Annotated in this window: 15 protein-coding genes; 6 read left to right on the plus strand and 9 right to left on the minus strand. The window is 61.9% G+C overall.

The features are described 5' to 3' along the window. Positions 1 to 128: 128 nt before the first annotated feature. Together JS46_RS13895 and JS46_RS13900 are read left to right on the plus strand one after the other, a co-directional pair. Positions 129 to 605, plus strand: a complete 477-nt coding sequence (locus tag JS46_RS13895) for a cold-shock protein (protein ID WP_033752289.1) — start codon at positions 129 to 131, stop codon at positions 603 to 605. A gap of 52 nt (positions 606 to 657) precedes the next feature. Then, positions 658 to 903 carry a DUF2543 family protein gene (locus tag JS46_RS13900; protein WP_033752291.1) on the plus strand — a complete coding sequence of 82 codons (246 nt, stop codon included), beginning with the start codon at positions 658 to 660 and terminating at the stop codon, positions 901 to 903. A gap of 42 nt (positions 904 to 945) precedes the next feature. Here the strand turns inward: JS46_RS13900 and JS46_RS13905 are convergent, their stop codons facing one another. The 3 genes from JS46_RS13905 to trmB all read right to left on the minus strand — a co-directional run bounded on the left by JS46_RS13905 (position 946) and on the right by trmB (position 2,873). After that, positions 946 to 1,659: a DUF2884 domain-containing protein gene (locus tag JS46_RS13905; RefSeq protein ID WP_033752293.1), complete on the minus strand. Its 714-nt coding sequence runs from the start codon at positions 1,657 to 1,659 to the stop codon at positions 946 to 948. 168 nt (positions 1,660 to 1,827) lie between these two features. Further along, on the minus strand, positions 1,828 to 2,154 hold the full coding sequence (locus JS46_RS13910; RefSeq protein WP_033752296.1) for a YggL family protein: 327 nt from the start codon (positions 2,152 to 2,154) through the stop codon (positions 1,828 to 1,830). Further along, on the minus strand, positions 2,154 to 2,873 hold the full coding sequence (trmB, locus tag JS46_RS13915) for a tRNA (guanosine(46)-N7)-methyltransferase TrmB (protein ID WP_033752299.1): 720 nt from the start codon (positions 2,871 to 2,873) through the stop codon (positions 2,154 to 2,156). Before trmB ends, JS46_RS13910 begins: the two co-directional genes overlap by 1 nt. A 155-nt stretch (positions 2,874 to 3,028) precedes the next feature. Between trmB and mutY the strand changes: the two genes are divergently transcribed. The 3 genes from mutY to mltC are packed head-to-tail and all read left to right on the plus strand — an operon-like array spanning position 3,029 to position 5,523. After that, positions 3,029 to 4,114 carry an A/G-specific adenine glycosylase gene (mutY, locus tag JS46_RS13920; RefSeq protein ID WP_033752302.1) on the plus strand — a complete coding sequence of 362 codons (1,086 nt, stop codon included), beginning with the start codon at positions 3,029 to 3,031 and terminating at the stop codon, positions 4,112 to 4,114. Next, on the plus strand, positions 4,114 to 4,386 hold the full coding sequence (locus tag JS46_RS13925; RefSeq protein ID WP_033752305.1) for an oxidative damage protection protein: 273 nt from the start codon (positions 4,114 to 4,116) through the stop codon (positions 4,384 to 4,386). The genes mutY and JS46_RS13925 overlap by 1 nt, the downstream gene beginning before the upstream one ends. Positions 4,387 to 4,443: 57 nt before the next feature. Further along, positions 4,444 to 5,523, plus strand: coding sequence for a membrane-bound lytic murein transglycosylase MltC (gene mltC, locus JS46_RS13930; RefSeq protein ID WP_033752308.1), 1,080 nt, complete (start codon positions 4,444 to 4,446; stop codon positions 5,521 to 5,523). Positions 5,524 to 6,456: 933 nt separating this feature from the next. Here the strand turns inward: mltC and JS46_RS13935 are convergent. Continuing rightward, the gene (locus JS46_RS13935) at positions 6,457 to 8,625 is read right to left on the minus strand and encodes an ornithine decarboxylase (RefSeq protein WP_033752311.1); all 2,169 of its coding nucleotides are present in this window, start codon (positions 8,623 to 8,625) and stop codon (positions 6,457 to 6,459) included. A gap of 575 nt (positions 8,626 to 9,200) precedes the next feature. On the opposite strand from JS46_RS13935, the gene JS46_RS13940 reads away from it, so the two are divergent. Continuing rightward, positions 9,201 to 10,184, plus strand: a complete 984-nt coding sequence (locus JS46_RS13940) for an MDR family oxidoreductase (protein WP_033752313.1) — start codon at positions 9,201 to 9,203, stop codon at positions 10,182 to 10,184. Here JS46_RS13940 and JS46_RS13945 read toward each other — a convergent pair. The 5 genes from JS46_RS13945 to JS46_RS13965 form a co-directional block, all read right to left on the minus strand. Next, positions 10,181 to 10,690, minus strand: a complete 510-nt coding sequence (locus JS46_RS13945; protein WP_033752315.1) for a CinA family protein — start codon at positions 10,688 to 10,690, stop codon at positions 10,181 to 10,183. The two genes, JS46_RS13940 and JS46_RS13945, sit on opposite strands and share 4 nt — an antisense overlap. Positions 10,691 to 10,786: 96 nt before the next feature. Continuing rightward, positions 10,787 to 11,566: a heme ABC transporter ATP-binding protein gene (locus JS46_RS13950; RefSeq protein ID WP_033752316.1), complete on the minus strand. Its 780-nt coding sequence runs from the start codon at positions 11,564 to 11,566 to the stop codon at positions 10,787 to 10,789. After that, on the minus strand, positions 11,563 to 12,561 hold the full coding sequence (locus JS46_RS13955; RefSeq protein WP_033752317.1) for an iron ABC transporter permease: 999 nt from the start codon (positions 12,559 to 12,561) through the stop codon (positions 11,563 to 11,565). The genes JS46_RS13950 and JS46_RS13955 overlap by 4 nt, the downstream gene beginning before the upstream one ends. Then, complete coding sequence (locus tag JS46_RS13960; RefSeq protein WP_033752319.1) at positions 12,554 to 13,378, minus strand: hemin ABC transporter substrate-binding protein; 825 nt, start codon at positions 13,376 to 13,378, stop codon at positions 12,554 to 12,556. Before JS46_RS13960 ends, JS46_RS13955 begins: the two co-directional genes overlap by 8 nt. Further along, positions 13,375 to 14,406, minus strand: a complete 1,032-nt coding sequence (locus JS46_RS13965; protein WP_033752321.1) for a hemin-degrading factor — start codon at positions 14,404 to 14,406, stop codon at positions 13,375 to 13,377. The genes JS46_RS13960 and JS46_RS13965 overlap by 4 nt, the downstream gene beginning before the upstream one ends. Between the last annotated feature and the right edge of the window lie 42 nt (positions 14,407 to 14,448).

The raw sequence follows: 14,448 nt of genomic DNA on the forward strand, positions 1-14,448 counted from the left end.
CTCTCTTCTCGCACCCGTTAAATTTATCATCCACACTTACCCAAAGCCGTAGTCGGCACTGCTATTGTGCATTACACTGCGCGCTGCAAAAACTGAGTAGATTAACGATTAAACAGGCGGTAACGGCGATGAACGGAACGATCACAACCTGGTTTCAGGACAAGGGTTTTGGATTTATCAAAGATGAAAACGGCGACAACCGCTATTTTCATGTGATCAAGGTCGCCAACCCTGAGCTGATCAAAAAGAATGCGGCGGTGACCTTCGAACCCACCACCAACAGCAAGGGGCCGTCAGCTTATGCTGTGAAGGTGCTCCCGGAGAGCAAATATATCTTTATCGCTGGCGAGCGCATCAAGCTCACCGCAATCAAATCTTTCGTGGTCTTCAGCGAAGAGGTGCCGGCGGATAGCCGCATCGATAAAGAGAATACCGTGCTCTCTGTGGGTTCGCTGCTGAATAACATCCGGCCGAAAACCGACGCTAAGCCTGGCGAAATGCGCGCGGTGAGAAAACTGGCGATCACCACTTTCCAGGGAACGACGCTGATCTTCTCGGAAGATGAGATCGACGTAGATGCCACAGCGAAAATGCTCAAGGTCTGAGATACGGCAGACAGTCCCGCAAGTACAACAGGCGTTATCCTGGAGACTCTTTATGAACGATGAAATACCAATCAGATATTACGACGTTGCGGATGAGTATGCGACGGAGAGCGACAAGCCGGTTAGCGACTCGGAACGCGATTCGCTGGCGCGCTATTTCCAGCTGCTGATTACGCGTCTGATGAATAACGAGGAAATCAGCGAAGAAGCGCAGCAGGAGATGGCTGTGGAAGCGGGCATCGACGCGCAGCGTATTGACGAGATCGCTGAGTTTCTTAACCAGTGGGGCAACGAGTAACCTCGCAAGGCGCGCCTGACATCGACAAGCGCGCCGCTTTCTTTACGACTTCACGCTGCCGACCAGCTTCTTGCGCTGATCTTCAAGGCTAATCACGCGGTTACAGACTTCCTGGCCGAAGTTTTTGAAATCCTGCTCCTGATTGCTCCACTCCGCCTGAATCGACCGCTGTAGCCCGCCCAGGTTGCCCATGATCGCCTGTAGCGGATTACTGCCGCTCGCCTGCTTGCTGCCCATCTCGTTCAGGCTGTCCTGCAGCACGCCGCCCATGGTGCTCTGCACCAGACGTTCGCCGTCGGCGCGCACCTGGTCGATCGCCTGATGATGGAAGGTCAGGCCGTCGTCGCGATGTTCGATAATACGGTTCATCTGCTGCTTCAGCTGACCGTTGAGCGTGGTAAGGCGGTTACGCACGTTGCTGTCGGCGCCGAGCTTCTCGACAATCACCTTATCCAGCGCGATGCGGCCTTTTTCCAGGCGCGACGAGGCGCCGGTATCGATCCACGGCAGATCGCGACGCAGCGCGTTCTGGTAGTCGATAGCCTGCTGACGCTGCGTATTGTTCACCGCCACCTTCTGGCCGTTGAACTGCACATCGCCCTGCGGGGAGATCTGCAGGTTCCCGTTTGCGCCGACCACCTGCACGCTTTGCGGCTTAATCACCACGTCATCCTGCGGTTTGACGCTGCACTCCCAGGCAGCCTGCGCCTGCGTCGCTGCCAGCAGCAGCGCGGCGATAAGCGTTTTACGAACCATAATCTCTCCCTACTATGTGAACCAGGCGCTGTAATGACAGGTCGGCCGTCGGCGGCGCAGCGCTATTGGCGAAGGCCAGCGCACAGCCTCCGGAGCGTACTGCAGTACGTGAGGAAGGCGAGCACTGCCCGGCGTCAATAGCGCAAGCAAGCCAGGCCGATACGGAACTTAGTCCCACCAGACGTCGAAAAGTTCGGTAACCTGCACATCGCTCAGCTGACGATCTTCCAGCCACTTGCGCACCAGCTCGCGGTGCTCGTCGGTGCACTTGCCGGTCTTTTGCAGACAAATCAATCCTTCCCACACCAGATAGCCGCTGCCGTCATAGGCCAGGCCGTTCGGCGCGATCGCTTCGTTGATAAAGTCGTCGACGGTTTTATCAATCTGCTGTTCCGTGGTGCCGTCGGCGAAGCGCCAGGCGACCGAGAAGCCCAGCTCCTGAAATTCGTCGATATGCAGTTTTTTACGTAAACGGCGGCTGCGATGTGTGGCCATTATTTAATCCTCTCAAACATTAAGTCCCAAACGCCGTGGCCCAGTCGCTGCCCGCGCTGCTCAAATTTGGTCAGTGGACGCGTCTCAGGACGCGGCACGTAATTCTGCGTTTCCGACTGATTTTTATAGCCGTCGATGCCGTTCATCACTTCCAGCATATGTTCGGCGTAGGCTTCCCAGTCGGTCGCCATATGGAACACCCCGCCCAGCTTCAGCTTGCGCATCACCAGTTCGGCGAAAGGCGTCTGCACGATGCGGCGCTTGTTGTGGCGCGCTTTATGCCAGGGATCGGGGAAGAAAAGCTGCACCATGCGCAGCGAGTTATCCGGGATCATCTTCTCCAGCACTTCCACCGCGTCGTGGCACATCACGCGCAGGTTCTCGACGTTCGCCTCTTTCGCGGAGGCGAGACAGGCGCCCACGCCCGGCGCGTGCACTTCGATGCCGAGGAAGTTCTGCTGCGGATTATTCTGCGCCATGGTCACCAGCGACGCGCCCATGCCGAAGCCGATCTCCAGCACCACCGGCGCGTCGCGGCCAAACAGGCGCGTCAGATCCAGCGGCTCGGGTTGAAACTCAACGCCCATCTCCGGCCAGTATTGGTCGAGCGCCAGCTGCTGCCCTTTGGTCAGACGCCCCTGGCGGCGCACAAAACTGCGTATACGGCGCAGCGGCCGCCCGTTCTCATCAAATTCCGGAGTGATGACGTCATTAATCATGTTGTAGCCTGCTGAGTAGCCTGTTTGGGGAAAGGCGCATTATGCAAAGTTAATTAGCAGAAGCAAGCCCTTGCGATCTTCAGGTTTACACCGGGGCCGCGCCTGTGCTGGAATGCCTGCCTGAGTGTAGAGTAATCACGGAAAATTTCCTTCTTATGATGCAAGCGCCGCAGTTCGCGCAACAGGTGCTGGACTGGTATCAGCGCTTTGGCCGCAAGACCCTGCCGTGGCAGCAGGAGAAAACGCCCTATAAGGTGTGGCTCTCTGAAGTGATGCTGCAGCAAACCCAGGTCGCCACCGTTATTCCCTATTTCGAACGCTTTATGGCGCGCTTTCCCACCGTCGCCGATCTGGCCGCCGCACCGCTCGACGAGGTGCTGCACCTCTGGACCGGGCTGGGCTACTACGCCCGCGCGCGCAACCTGCATAAGGCGGCGAAGCAGATAGCCGACCAGCATCAGGGCGAGTTCCCGCGCAACTTCGACGACGTTGCGGCGTTGCCTGGCGTGGGACGCTCCACCGCAGGCGCGGTGCTGTCGCTGTCGCTCGGCCAGCACTTCCCCATCCTCGACGGCAACGTAAAGCGCGTGCTGGCCCGCTGCTATGCGGTCGGCGGCTGGCCGGGTAAAAAGGATGTCGAGAAGCGGCTGTGGGAAATCAGCGAAACGGTCACGCCGGCAGAGGGCGTCAGCCAGTTCAATCAGGCGATGATGGATCTCGGCGCGCTGGTCTGCACCCGTTTGAAGCCCAAATGCGACATCTGTCCGCTTAACAGCGGCTGTATCGCCTACGCCAACAATAGCCAGGCGAGCTATCCCGGCAAAAAGCCGAAGCAGATCCTGCCGGAGCGCAGCGGCTGGTTTTTGCTGCTGCAGGATGGCGACGATGTCTGGCTGGAGCAGCGTCCGCCTGTGGGATTATGGGGCGGTCTGTTCTGCTTCCCGCAGTTCACTACAGAGGATGCGCTGCACGACTGGCTGCAGGCGCGCGGCATCGCGGCGAAGCCGCAGCAGCTCACCGCTTTTCGCCATACCTTTAGCCATTTCCATCTGGATATCGTGCCAATGTGGCTATCGTGGTCATCTGTCGGGGCGGCGATGGATGAACCCGGCGGTCTCTGGTATAACTTAGCCCAGCCGCCGTCAGTGGGGCTTGCGGCGCCGGTTGAGCGGCTTCTGCACGAGCTACGTCACCCGCAACAGCTGGCCCTGCACCGGCATGAGATTAGAGAGGAAAAGTAATGAGCCGCACGATTTTTTGTACGTTTCTACAGCGCGACGCCGAAGGGCAGGATTTCCAGCTCTATCCGGGCGAAATCGGTAAGCGCATCTACAATGAGATCTCGAAAGAAGCCTGGCAGAAGTGGATGGCCAAACAGACCATGTTGATCAACGAGAAAAAGCTCAACATGATGAATCCGGAAGACCGTAAAGTGCTGGAGAAGGAGATGGTGAATTTCCTGTTTGAAGGCAAAGAGGTCCACATCGAAGGCTATACGCCGCCAGAAGCATAAATTTTAGGGCCTCAGCGTTGAGGCCCCTCTCTTTTCCGGGTCAGGCACGTATTTACAATGAATAAGAAATTACTCGCACTGCTGGTGATCGCTCCTCTTTTGGTCTCCTGTTCAGGAAAGAAGTCTTCGCAGTATCACGAAGAGTGGGTAAAGGACACCAACGGCTTCGATATTTTAATGGGCCAGTTTGCGCATAACATCGAGAACATTTGGGGTATCAACGAAGTCCTGATCGCCGGACCGAAAGATTACGTCAAATACAGCGACAACTATTACACCCGCAGCCATATCAACTTCGAAAGCGGCAACATTACTATCGAAACCATTTCTGGTACCGATCCGATGGCCAGCCTGCGCCAGGCGATCGTGACCACGCTGCTGATCGGCGACGATCCAGGTAATGTCGATCTCTATTCCGACGCCAACGATATCGTCATCAGTAAAGAGCCGCTGCTCTACGGCCAGGTGCTGGACAACACCGGTCAGCCGATTCGCTGGCAGGGCCGCGCGGGCAGCTTCGCCGATTACCTGCTGCAAAATAAACTGCAGCGTCGCGTTTCCGGCCTGCATGTCATCTACTCGGTCACCATACCGATGGTGCCTAACCACCTCGACAAGCGTGCGCACAAATATCTGCCGATGGTGCGTAAGGCCGCCGAGCAGTATGGCGTCGACGCGTCGCTGATTCTGGCGATTATGCAGACCGAGTCGAGCTTCAACCCCTATGCGGTCAGCCATTCCGACGCGCTGGGGCTGATGCAGGTGGTGCAGCATACCGCAGGCGTCGATGTGTTCCGTATGAAGGGCAAGTGGGGCAAGCCGAGCCGCAGCTATCTGCTCGATCCCGAGAACAATATCGATGCGGGCACCGCCTATCTTTCGCTGTTGCAGAAAAGCTATCTGGGCGGGATTCAGGATCCGCTGTCGCGTCGCTATGCGGTGATTACCGCCTACAACGGCGGCGCGGGCAGCGTGCTGCGCGTCTTCTCCAGCGATAAGGATCGCGCCTTTAACGCCATTAATAATATGTCGCCGAGCCAGGTTTATAACACGCTGACGACGCAGCATCCGTCTGCGGAGTCGCGCCGCTATTTGTATAAGGTGAGTACGGCGCAGCGCAGCTATCGACGTTATTGACAGGGTGGCTGCTGCGCAGGCGGACTCTGAGCGGGTTCCGCCCGCCAGGCGGGTTGGCCTGCTGCGCAGGCGGCTCTGAGCGGGTTCCGCCCGCCAGGCGTTGGCCTGCTGCGCAGGTGGCTCTGAGCGGGTTCCGCCCGCCAGGCAGGTTGGCCTGCTGCGCAGGCGGCTCTGAGCGGGTTCCGCCCGCCAGGCGGCAGGGAGTTTCAGCCGCTCCGCTGCTGGCGTGCGTGTTAAGGGGCTCGCCAGCCCCTTAACAATCCCGGCTTCCGGCAGCCTCCACGCCGCGCTCCGCGCGGTCCCTTCGTTGCTTACGTCGGCCGCACGGACCCGTCGGGACAGGCCGTCCTGGCCTGGCCCTCCCTCTCGCCGACCTCCTGCCGGCTCGTCCTGGCCGCCGTGCGCGCCTCAGCGTGTCGGATGCCTCTACCAACCCCTCGCCTGTAATTTCCTTATTTTTTATTAAAGACTGTGTCGTCTGATCACATGGCTTGCGCTTTCAGCGACGAAGTTGCGCCTTCAATAATCAGAACGTGCAGCGGGGGTTGTGGGGGCCATCGCAGCCGCTGAGCGAAGGAAGGATTTCAGGATGAGGCGACAGGACGTCGCCGAAAGCGCAGGCCAGGCCAGGACGGCCTGTCCTGCGCGGTCCGTCCGAAATCCTGACGAAGCGAAGGAACCCGCGCAGCGGGCGGGTGAGCTGGCCCGGGGCGCGGGTGCAGGGCCGGCGCCTACCGGCCCTGCTCGGTCGCCCGCAACGGGCGAAATGAAACTGCCCAGTTATCGGGCGAACGAAACCTGCACCAGGGCCCGTCTGCGCAGCAGACAATTTCCTATTGGGCAGAACCGCTTATAGCCGGTTCGCGCAGCGAACACCGAGCCCGCCTGCGCAGCAGGCAAACTTCCCGTCAGGCGGGACGGAACCCGCCGCCGCTACCGCCCGGCCTGGCGCCCTTCCACCATCATATTCGCCACCAGCTGCAGACGCCCCTGCCCGTCATCCTCGGTATAAACTCCCTGCAGCTCCGGCGAGAAGCCCGGCAGCTGATTGACGCCCTCTTCCAGCGCCAGGAAATAGCGCTGCACCGCGCCTCCCCACACCTCGCCCGGCACCACGCAGAGCACGCCTGGCGGATAAGGCAGCGCGCCTTCGGCGGCGATGCGCCCTTCGGCCTGCGCGATCGGTACCAGCTCGACGTCGCCGCGAATATAAGCCTGATGCGCGTCCTGCGGGTTTACCTTCACCGCCGGGAAACGCTTCTGGCGGAACATCGCCTTCTGCAGATCCTTCACGCCGAAGCTGACGTAGAGATCGTGCATCTCCTGGCACAGCTGACGCAGGGTATAGCCCTTGTAGCGCGCCTGATTCTTGCGATAAATCGTCGGCAGCACCTCCGCCAGCGGCGCATCCTCTCTGACGTGCTGTTCGAACTGCGCCAGCATCGCCACCAGATGCGCCATCTTCTCCGCGCTCTCTGCCGGCGTCAGCAGAAACAGAATAGAGTTAAGGTCGCACTTCTCCGGCACGATGCCGTTTTCGCGCAGGTAGTTCGCCAGAATGGTGGCGGGAATGCCGAAGTCGGCATACTCGCCGCTCGCCGCGTCGATGCCCGGCGTCGTCAGCAGCAGCTTGCAGGGATCGACCAGATACTGATCCTGCGCGTAACCGGCAAAACCGTGCCATTTCGCCTCTGGCTCAAAGCTGAAGTAGCGGCTGTCGCGGGCGATGGTCTCCGTGGGCGCATCCTGCCAGCGTTTGCCGTCTACCTGCTCCGGTACAAACGGCAGGATCATCTCGCAGCGATCGAGGATCGCCTTGCGCGCCTCGATGCCGAGCGTCACGCACGCCTGCCACAGCTGACGGCCCGCTTCGCCCTGATGCATTTTGGCGTTAACGTCCAGCGCGGCGAAGAGCGGATAAAAGGGACTGGTAGAAGCGTGCAGCATAAAAGCGTTGTTCAGCCGCTTGTGCGGGCAAAAGCGTTTCTGACCGCGAATATGGTTATCTTTTTTATGGATCTGCGACGTCTGCGAAAAACCGGCCAGCTGCTTATGCACCGACTGGGTAACAAAGATGCCCGGGTCTTGCGCGGTGAGTTCCAGCGTCAGCGGCGAGGTGCCTGCCATCACCGGAATAAACTGCTCATAGCCGAGCCATGCGGAGTCGAACAGAATGTAGTCGCAGAGATGCCCGATGCGATCTACCACCTGACGCGCGTTATAAACCGTGCCGTCGTAGGTGCCGAGCTGAATAATCGCCAGCCGGAAAGGACGCGCCTCTCCGGCGCGCTGCGGCGCCACCTCTTTGATTCGCTCGCGCAGCCAGCCCTCGTCGAAGCAGTGCGCGTCGATGCCGCCGATAAACCCGAAAGGATTACGCGCCGCCTCCAGATAGACTGGCGTCGCGCCCGCCTGAATCAGCGCGCCGTGATGGTTCGACTTATGGTTATTGCGGTCGAACAGCACCAGATCGCCGCGCGTCAGCAGCGCGTTGGTCACCACCTTGTTGGCGCTGGAGGTGCCGTTCAGCACGAAGTAGGTTTTATCCGCGTTAAATACCTTTGCCGCGAATTTCTGCGCATCTTTCGCCGAGCCTTCGTGGATCAGCAGATCGCCGAGCTTAACGTCGGCGTTGCACATGTCGGAGCGAAAAACGTTCTCGCCGTAAAAATCGTAAAACTGCCGTCCCGCCGGATGCTTACGGAAAAACGCCCCGCCCTGATGCCCTGGACAGGCGAAGGTGCTGTTCTGCATATCGACATAGCGCGTAAGGGTATCGAAAAACGGCGGCAGCAGGTTCGCCTCATACTCCGCCGCGGCCGCTTCCAGCGCCGCCCACTCTTGCGCGGAGCCGTTCAGCTCGCCGGTCACGCCCGGCAGATGCAGCACCTCCTCCTCATAGGCGTTGGCGACAAATACCGGCAGATTGAAACCGGTATGGCGCAACAGCGCCAGCACGCCGCTGCGCGTATCGGCCAGCGAGACGACCACCGCCGCTACGTCGGTAAAGTCGGTGTTGTCCAGCGTCACTACGTCACGCCCGGTATTCAGGGTAAGGCTGGGAGCCACAGCGGCGCTGGCGGCAATTTTCAGTGGTGTCATAACACAAATCCCCAACGGTGAAGGATGAGTGGGTGCCAGAGGCACGGCAATAGGGAAGATTCCCCGGCGAATAACGTCAGGCGGAAGCGGAGACGGAGCAAAAGGTAAAGCCGCACCCGATAGACATCAGTAAAGCCAGATCGCGTCTGTCTTTACGCATGCCCAACAGCGAACGTTTAGCTGGCCTCACCGCATGACGCGCGGGAACGGCTGAAAGCGGCGAGCAGAGAGGAGCGCCGTGCGCACAGGGTAAAGCGAGCGGAGGCAGGTGCGGCTGCGCATTGTTCCGGCCATAGCGACATCCTCGACGAACAGGCAAAAAGAGGCGCAATCATGTCATTTTTTTAGCATGGGAACAACCCGCCCAAATTAATAACCCCGCAACAGCAAAAATCATAAAATACTGATAAATAAGAATTTAAAACAAGAGCACATTAAATAAGTGCTTAATTATCTTTGCTTTATGAAAGATTATGCATTTAGTAGCGCTTTCAGGCAGCGCCTGCGCCCTCTCTACCCCTTCCCGTAGAGGAAGAGTAGACTGGCCGGCACATTTCCTGATTGCCGGAGGCTGCATGTTTACAGCATTAGTCATTGAAAATGATGAGCAAGGCTACCGCACCAACCTGAAAGATCTCAACGAATCCCAGCTGCCCGACCATGACGTCACCGTCGATGTCGCCTGGTCCACGCTGAACTACAAAGACGCACTCGCCATCTGCAATAAAGGCCCGATCGTGCGTCAGTTCCCGATGGTGCCGGGCATCGATTTCGTCGGCCGCGTTACCGCCAGCCGCCATCCAGAGTGGCGGCTGGACGACGTGGCGCTGCTGACCGGCTGGGGCGTCGGCGAGAAACAGTGGGGCGGCCTGGCGCAGAAGGCGAGCGTGCCAGGCGACTGGCTGGTTGAAGTGCCCGCCACGCTTAGCCCGCTACAGACCATGGCGATCGGTACCGCGGGCTTTACCGCGATGCTGTGCGTGATGGCGCTGGAGAAACAGGGCGTGACGCCGGATCGCGGCCCGGTGCTGGTCACCGGCGCGAGCGGCGGCGTCGGCAGCTTCAGCGTCAGCCTGCTGGCGCGCCTGGGCTTTGAGGTAATCGCTGCCAGCGGACGCGCCAGCGACGAAGGCTATCTGATCGATACGCTCGGCGCGCGTTCGGTCATCGACCGCAGCGAGCTGTCGCAGCCCGGCAAGCCGCTGGCGAAAGAGCGCTGGGCGGCGGCGATCGACAGCGTCGGCAGCCATACGCTGAGCAACGTGCTGGCCGCCACCCAGCGCGACGGCGTGGTCGCCGCCTGCGGCATGGCGCAGGGGCTGGATCTACCTGCCAGCGTCGCGCCCTTTATCCTGCGCGGCGTGACCCTGACCGGCGTCGACAGCGTGATGTGTCCGAAACCGCTGCGCCAGCAGGCGTGGCAGCGCCTCGGCGAACTGCTGAACGGCGACACGCTGACCCAGCTGACGACGCTGATCCCGCTCAGCGAAGCGAAACAGGGCGCGCAGGATCTGCTGGACGGCAAGGTGCGCGGCCGCCTGATTGTCGACTGCCGTTAAGCGTTCTGATGCAGGGCGGCGTCGCGCAGCAGCACCGCAAGACGCTCGAGCGCGAACTGCGCGCCCTGCTCCATCACCGCTTTCGGCTCGCCCTCGAAGCGTCGCATCTCCGCCACCACGCTGCCGTCGGGCAAGGTCCAGCCAAACCAGATGGTGCCTGCGGGCGTGCCGTCTTCGCCGCCGTCCGGTCCGGCATAGCCGGTAATCGACAGGCTGACCGGCTCGCCGGAGCGCTCGCGCGCGCCGATCGCCATCTCGCGCGCCGTCTGTTCGCTCACCGCGGTATGCGCCTCCAGGGTCTCCGGCCGCACCCCGAGCAGCTGGCTTTTCGCATTATCGCTGTAGGTGACGAAGCCGCTGGTATAGAAGTTGCCGCTGTTTTCCACTTTCGCCAGCGTCATACTAATCAAGCCGGCGGTGCAGGACTCGGCGGTCGCTAACCGCCACTCAGAGGAGAGAAGCCGCTCGCCAAGCTGTTCGGCGGCCTGATCTAATGCATCATTCATATCTTGCTTCCCTGTTCAGTGATTCAGAGTAGAAAGTATGGCCGAAAATCGGCGCGCCGCTAAGCGCTAACGCCATGAATAATAAGCCAAACGGCTTTATGCGCGCAGCTGAATCGTCGGCCTACCGCTTTCATGATGAGCAGAGACGCGCAGGTCCGCCCGATACCAGCGCGTCAGCGTCGCCTCGGTCATCACCGCCTGCGGCGAGCCCTGCGCCACCAGACTGCCCTGATGCAGCAGCAGAATGCGATCCGCCCAGAGCGCGGCCAGGTTGAGATCGTGCAGCACGGCGCAAACGCCGAAATCGCTCTGGCGCGACAGCTGGTGCAGCAGCCGTAGCGTCTTCTGCTGCCAGTAGAGATCGAGCGCCGAGGTCGGCTCGTCGAGAAACAGCCAGCCGCGCGGCGCCCCGTCGCGCCAGAGCTGCGCCAGCACGCGCGCCAGCTGCACGCGCTGCTGTTCGCCGCCGGAAAGCTGCCGATAGTCGCGTCCGGCCAGCTCGCTGCAGCCGGTCAGCGCCATCACCTCCTCGACAATGGTCGCCGCGCCTGCGGCAGGCCAGGGCGCGCGGCCCATCGCCACCACGTCGGCGGCAGGCAGCGCGAAGGCGACCGGATTCTGCTGACGCATCACCGCGCGCCGCTGCGCCAGCAGCGCGCGCGGCCAGGCCGCTAAAGCACGATCGCCCAGCCGACACTCGCCCTCATCGGGCGTCAGAAAGCCGGTCAGCATCCGCAGCAGCGTCGATTTGCCTGCGCCGTTCGGGCCAATCAGCGCCACCAGCTCGCCCGACGCCAGCGACAGATCCAGCGCGTCGATCAGCACCCGTCCGCCGCGCGCATAGCGCAGGCTGCGCGCCTCTAACTGATCCATTATTCCACTCCTCGCTGCTGGCGCAGGATCTGCCAGAGAAACCAGGGACCGCCCAGCAGGCTGGTCAACAGTCCTACCGGCATCTCGGCCGGCACCACAAGGGTGCGCGCCAGCGTATCCGCCAGCAGCAGCAGGATCGCGCCCGCCAGCGCCGAACCGGGCAGCATCCAGCGGTGATCGCTGCCAAGGCAGAAGCGCATCACGTGCGGCACGACCAGGCCCACGAAGCCGATAATGCCGCTGACCGAAACCGCCGCACCTACCAGCAGCGCGCTCAGCGTCAGCAGCTGCCGCTGGGTGCGCCTGACGTCGAGGCCCATATAGTGCGCATCCTCTTCGCCCAGCTGCAGCAGGTTAAGATGGCGCGCGCGTCGCTGCGTCAGCAGCAGCGCTGGCAGGATAAAGGCGGCGCAAACCGCCAGCATCGGCCACTGCGCCTGGCTCAGGCTGCCCATGCCCCACAGCGAAAGCTGACGCAGCTGCTGGTCGTTGCTGAGCCAGGAGAGCACGCCCACCGCCGCGCCGCACAGCGCGTTGATGGCGATGCCCACCAGCAGCAGCCGTGCCAGGCTGCCCTGTGCCCGCTGGCTGAGGCTGAAGATCAGCGCCATCACCGCCAGACTGCCGAGAAAGGCCGCCAGGGTCGGCAGCCAGAGCGCCAGCAGCGGGGGCAGCGTCAGCGGCAGAAGAATGGCGATCGCCACCGCCAGCCCCGCGCCGCTGCTGAAGCCGAGCAGGCCGGGATCGGCGAGCGGATTGCGAAACAGCCCCTGCATCACCGCCCCGGAGACCGCCAGCGCCATGCCGATCAGCACCGCCAGCAGCACGCGCGGCAGGCGGATATGCAGCCAGATCTGCCAGACCATATCGCTGAGCGGCGCCCGCCACAGCGCACGCAGCGACAGCGGCATCGCGCCGAGATTCGCCGCCAGCGCCATCGCCGCCAGCATGCTCGCCAGCATCAGCGCCAGCCAGCGCGGCGCGGCGGCATTACTCATGCCGCGCCGCTTCCGCCGCTTTGCGCAGCTTAACGATGGCGCCTGGCGTATCCAGGCCGAAACCGAGCAGCGCCATCTCGTCGATCACCAGCAGGTTCTTATGCTGGCCAGCCGGGGTCAGCGCCAGGCCCGGCAGCTGCCACACCTTCTCTTCGTCGCCGAGGGTTTTCAGCCCATCGTCGCCGATCACCACCAGATCCGGCGCGGCGGCGATGACGCCCTCCTGCGACAGCGGCTGATAACGCGGCACCGCCGCCATGGCGTTGATCAGGCCCGCGCTGCGGATGGCGCCGTCGGCGGCGGTATCGCTGCCCGCCGCCAGCGACTTCATGCCGCTGTGCGACATAATAAACAGCACCTTCACCGGCAGCGGCCGCTTCGGCAGTGCCGCCAGCGTCCGGTTAACCTGCTGCGCCAGCGCCTGCGCCTCTTCGTCGCGGTGCAGCGCCTTGCCGATGGCGGCGATCTTTTTGGGGATCGCCGCCAGGCTGTTCTCGCCGCTTATCTCCACCACCTTAACGCCAGCCTGAGCGACCTGCTGCAGCGCCAGCGACGGTTTCGCCAGCTCGCTGCTCAGCACCAGCGTCGGCTTCAGCGCCAGAATGCCCTCGGCGTTGAGCTGACGCATATAGCCGATGTCCGGCAGCCGCTTCGCCAGCGCCGGATGCTGGCTGGTGCTGTCGCGCGCCACCAGCGCCTGCTGCGCGCCAAGCGCGTAGACGATCTGCGTGACGTCGCCGCCGATGGAGATCACCCGCTCCGCCGCCAGCGACGGCAGCGCCAGCAGCAGCGTTAGGCCGGCGATTACCCCTTTCATACGGCTTCTCCCGCCGCGCTCAGCGAGGTCACCTGCTCGCGCCAGCACGCCTGCTCCGGCGTGCCTTCGCTGCGCTGGCCGTAGAGCTGGGCGATCTGCGTGCCGTCGGCCGCGAACAGCTCCAGGCTGGTGACGAAGCCGTCGCCGGTCGGTTTGCGCGTCACCCAGCTTTCGTGGATGCGATCCGCCATCAGGTGCAGCGTGAAGCGCGCATTGAACAGGTTGAGCCAGCTCTCCATCGGCGCCACTTTTTCCACCGCGCCGGTAAAGATCTGGGTGCAGCCGCGATTGCCGACGAAGATCATGATTTCGTTGCCGTCTCGCTGCGCCAGCGTCAGCAGCCGCGCCAGCGCGTCGTTATCCACCCGCCACGCCAGATCGCTGCCCGCCGCGCGAAACGCCTGAGGCCGCGAGACGTTATGACGCTTCAGCAGAGCGAAAAACTGATGCACGTCGGTCATGGCGCGCCATTCGCTGTCGATAGCGGCGACGTCGATATGCTCGGCGAAGCGGGCGGTTTCCACAGGCTCTACATGCAGCGCGGCGGACGCGTCGTCGACAAAGCGCGCGATCAGCGCCTGCCAGGCCGCCATATCGGTGTGGTCGGTGGCGTAGATTTTCAGCACCGCGTCGCCATGACGATCGAAGATCTGGATGCTCTGCCGCTCGCCGCGCGCGCTCTGCTCGCGCAGAAAGAAAGCGCTACGCCACTGGCTGAGGAAGATGCGCAGGTCGAGCGCGCGCGGGTTCAGCACCAGCCCGGCGTGATCGCCCAGCTTCAGGTTCTGATAAAGGCCAAGATGCTCATGCACCGCATATTCATTGCGGGTGATGCTTTTCGTTTCGCCCACCGCCTCCAGCGCCGACAGCAGCTCGCGAAACTGCGGCTTCAGCGGCTGCGCCTCCTGGCCGACGCGCGCTGCACACAGCTCCGCTTCGCTGATGCCCATCAGCGCAGCCAGCTCGCGGGCATATTTTTTCGGATGACGGCTTTTCAGCGTCTGGTAGTGCTGCCACAGTGAATTCATTGCGCCTTGCTCCCCTAAGAGATGCGCCCTGCGCCTGCGCAG

This window comes from Pantoea sp. NGS-ED-1003, assembly GCF_000738765.1.
Lineage (GTDB): Bacteria > Pseudomonadota > Gammaproteobacteria > Enterobacterales > Enterobacteriaceae > Pantoea > Pantoea septica.

Coding starts and splice junctions, on each gene's coding strand:
- JS46_RS13905 (WP_033752293.1), bottom strand. CDS start 1,659: ATGGTTCGTAAAACGCTTATCGCCGCGCTGCTGCTGGCAGCGACGCAG.
- JS46_RS13960 (WP_033752319.1), bottom strand. CDS start 13,378: ATGAAAGGGGTAATCGCCGGCCTAACGCTGCTGCTGGCGCTGCCGTCG.
- JS46_RS13900 (WP_033752291.1), top strand. CDS start 658: ATGAACGATGAAATACCAATCAGATATTACGACGTTGCGGATGAGTAT.
- mutY (WP_033752302.1), top strand. CDS start 3,029: ATGATGCAAGCGCCGCAGTTCGCGCAACAGGTGCTGGACTGGTATCAG.
- JS46_RS13895 (WP_033752289.1), top strand. CDS start 129: ATGAACGGAACGATCACAACCTGGTTTCAGGACAAGGGTTTTGGATTT.
- JS46_RS13910 (WP_033752296.1), bottom strand. CDS start 2,154: ATGGCCACACATCGCAGCCGCCGTTTACGTAAAAAACTGCATATCGAC.
- JS46_RS13955 (WP_033752317.1), bottom strand. CDS start 12,561: ATGAGTAATGCCGCCGCGCCGCGCTGGCTGGCGCTGATGCTGGCGAGC.
- JS46_RS13935 (WP_033752311.1), bottom strand. CDS start 8,625: ATGACACCACTGAAAATTGCCGCCAGCGCCGCTGTGGCTCCCAGCCTT.
- mltC (WP_033752308.1), top strand. CDS start 4,444: ATGAATAAGAAATTACTCGCACTGCTGGTGATCGCTCCTCTTTTGGTC.
- JS46_RS13925 (WP_033752305.1), top strand. CDS start 4,114: ATGAGCCGCACGATTTTTTGTACGTTTCTACAGCGCGACGCCGAAGGG.
- JS46_RS13940 (WP_033752313.1), top strand. CDS start 9,201: ATGTTTACAGCATTAGTCATTGAAAATGATGAGCAAGGCTACCGCACC.
- trmB (WP_033752299.1), bottom strand. CDS start 2,873: ATGATTAATGACGTCATCACTCCGGAATTTGATGAGAACGGGCGGCCG.
- JS46_RS13965 (WP_033752321.1), bottom strand. CDS start 14,406: ATGAATTCACTGTGGCAGCACTACCAGACGCTGAAAAGCCGTCATCCG.
- JS46_RS13945 (WP_033752315.1), bottom strand. CDS start 10,690: ATGAATGATGCATTAGATCAGGCCGCCGAACAGCTTGGCGAGCGGCTT.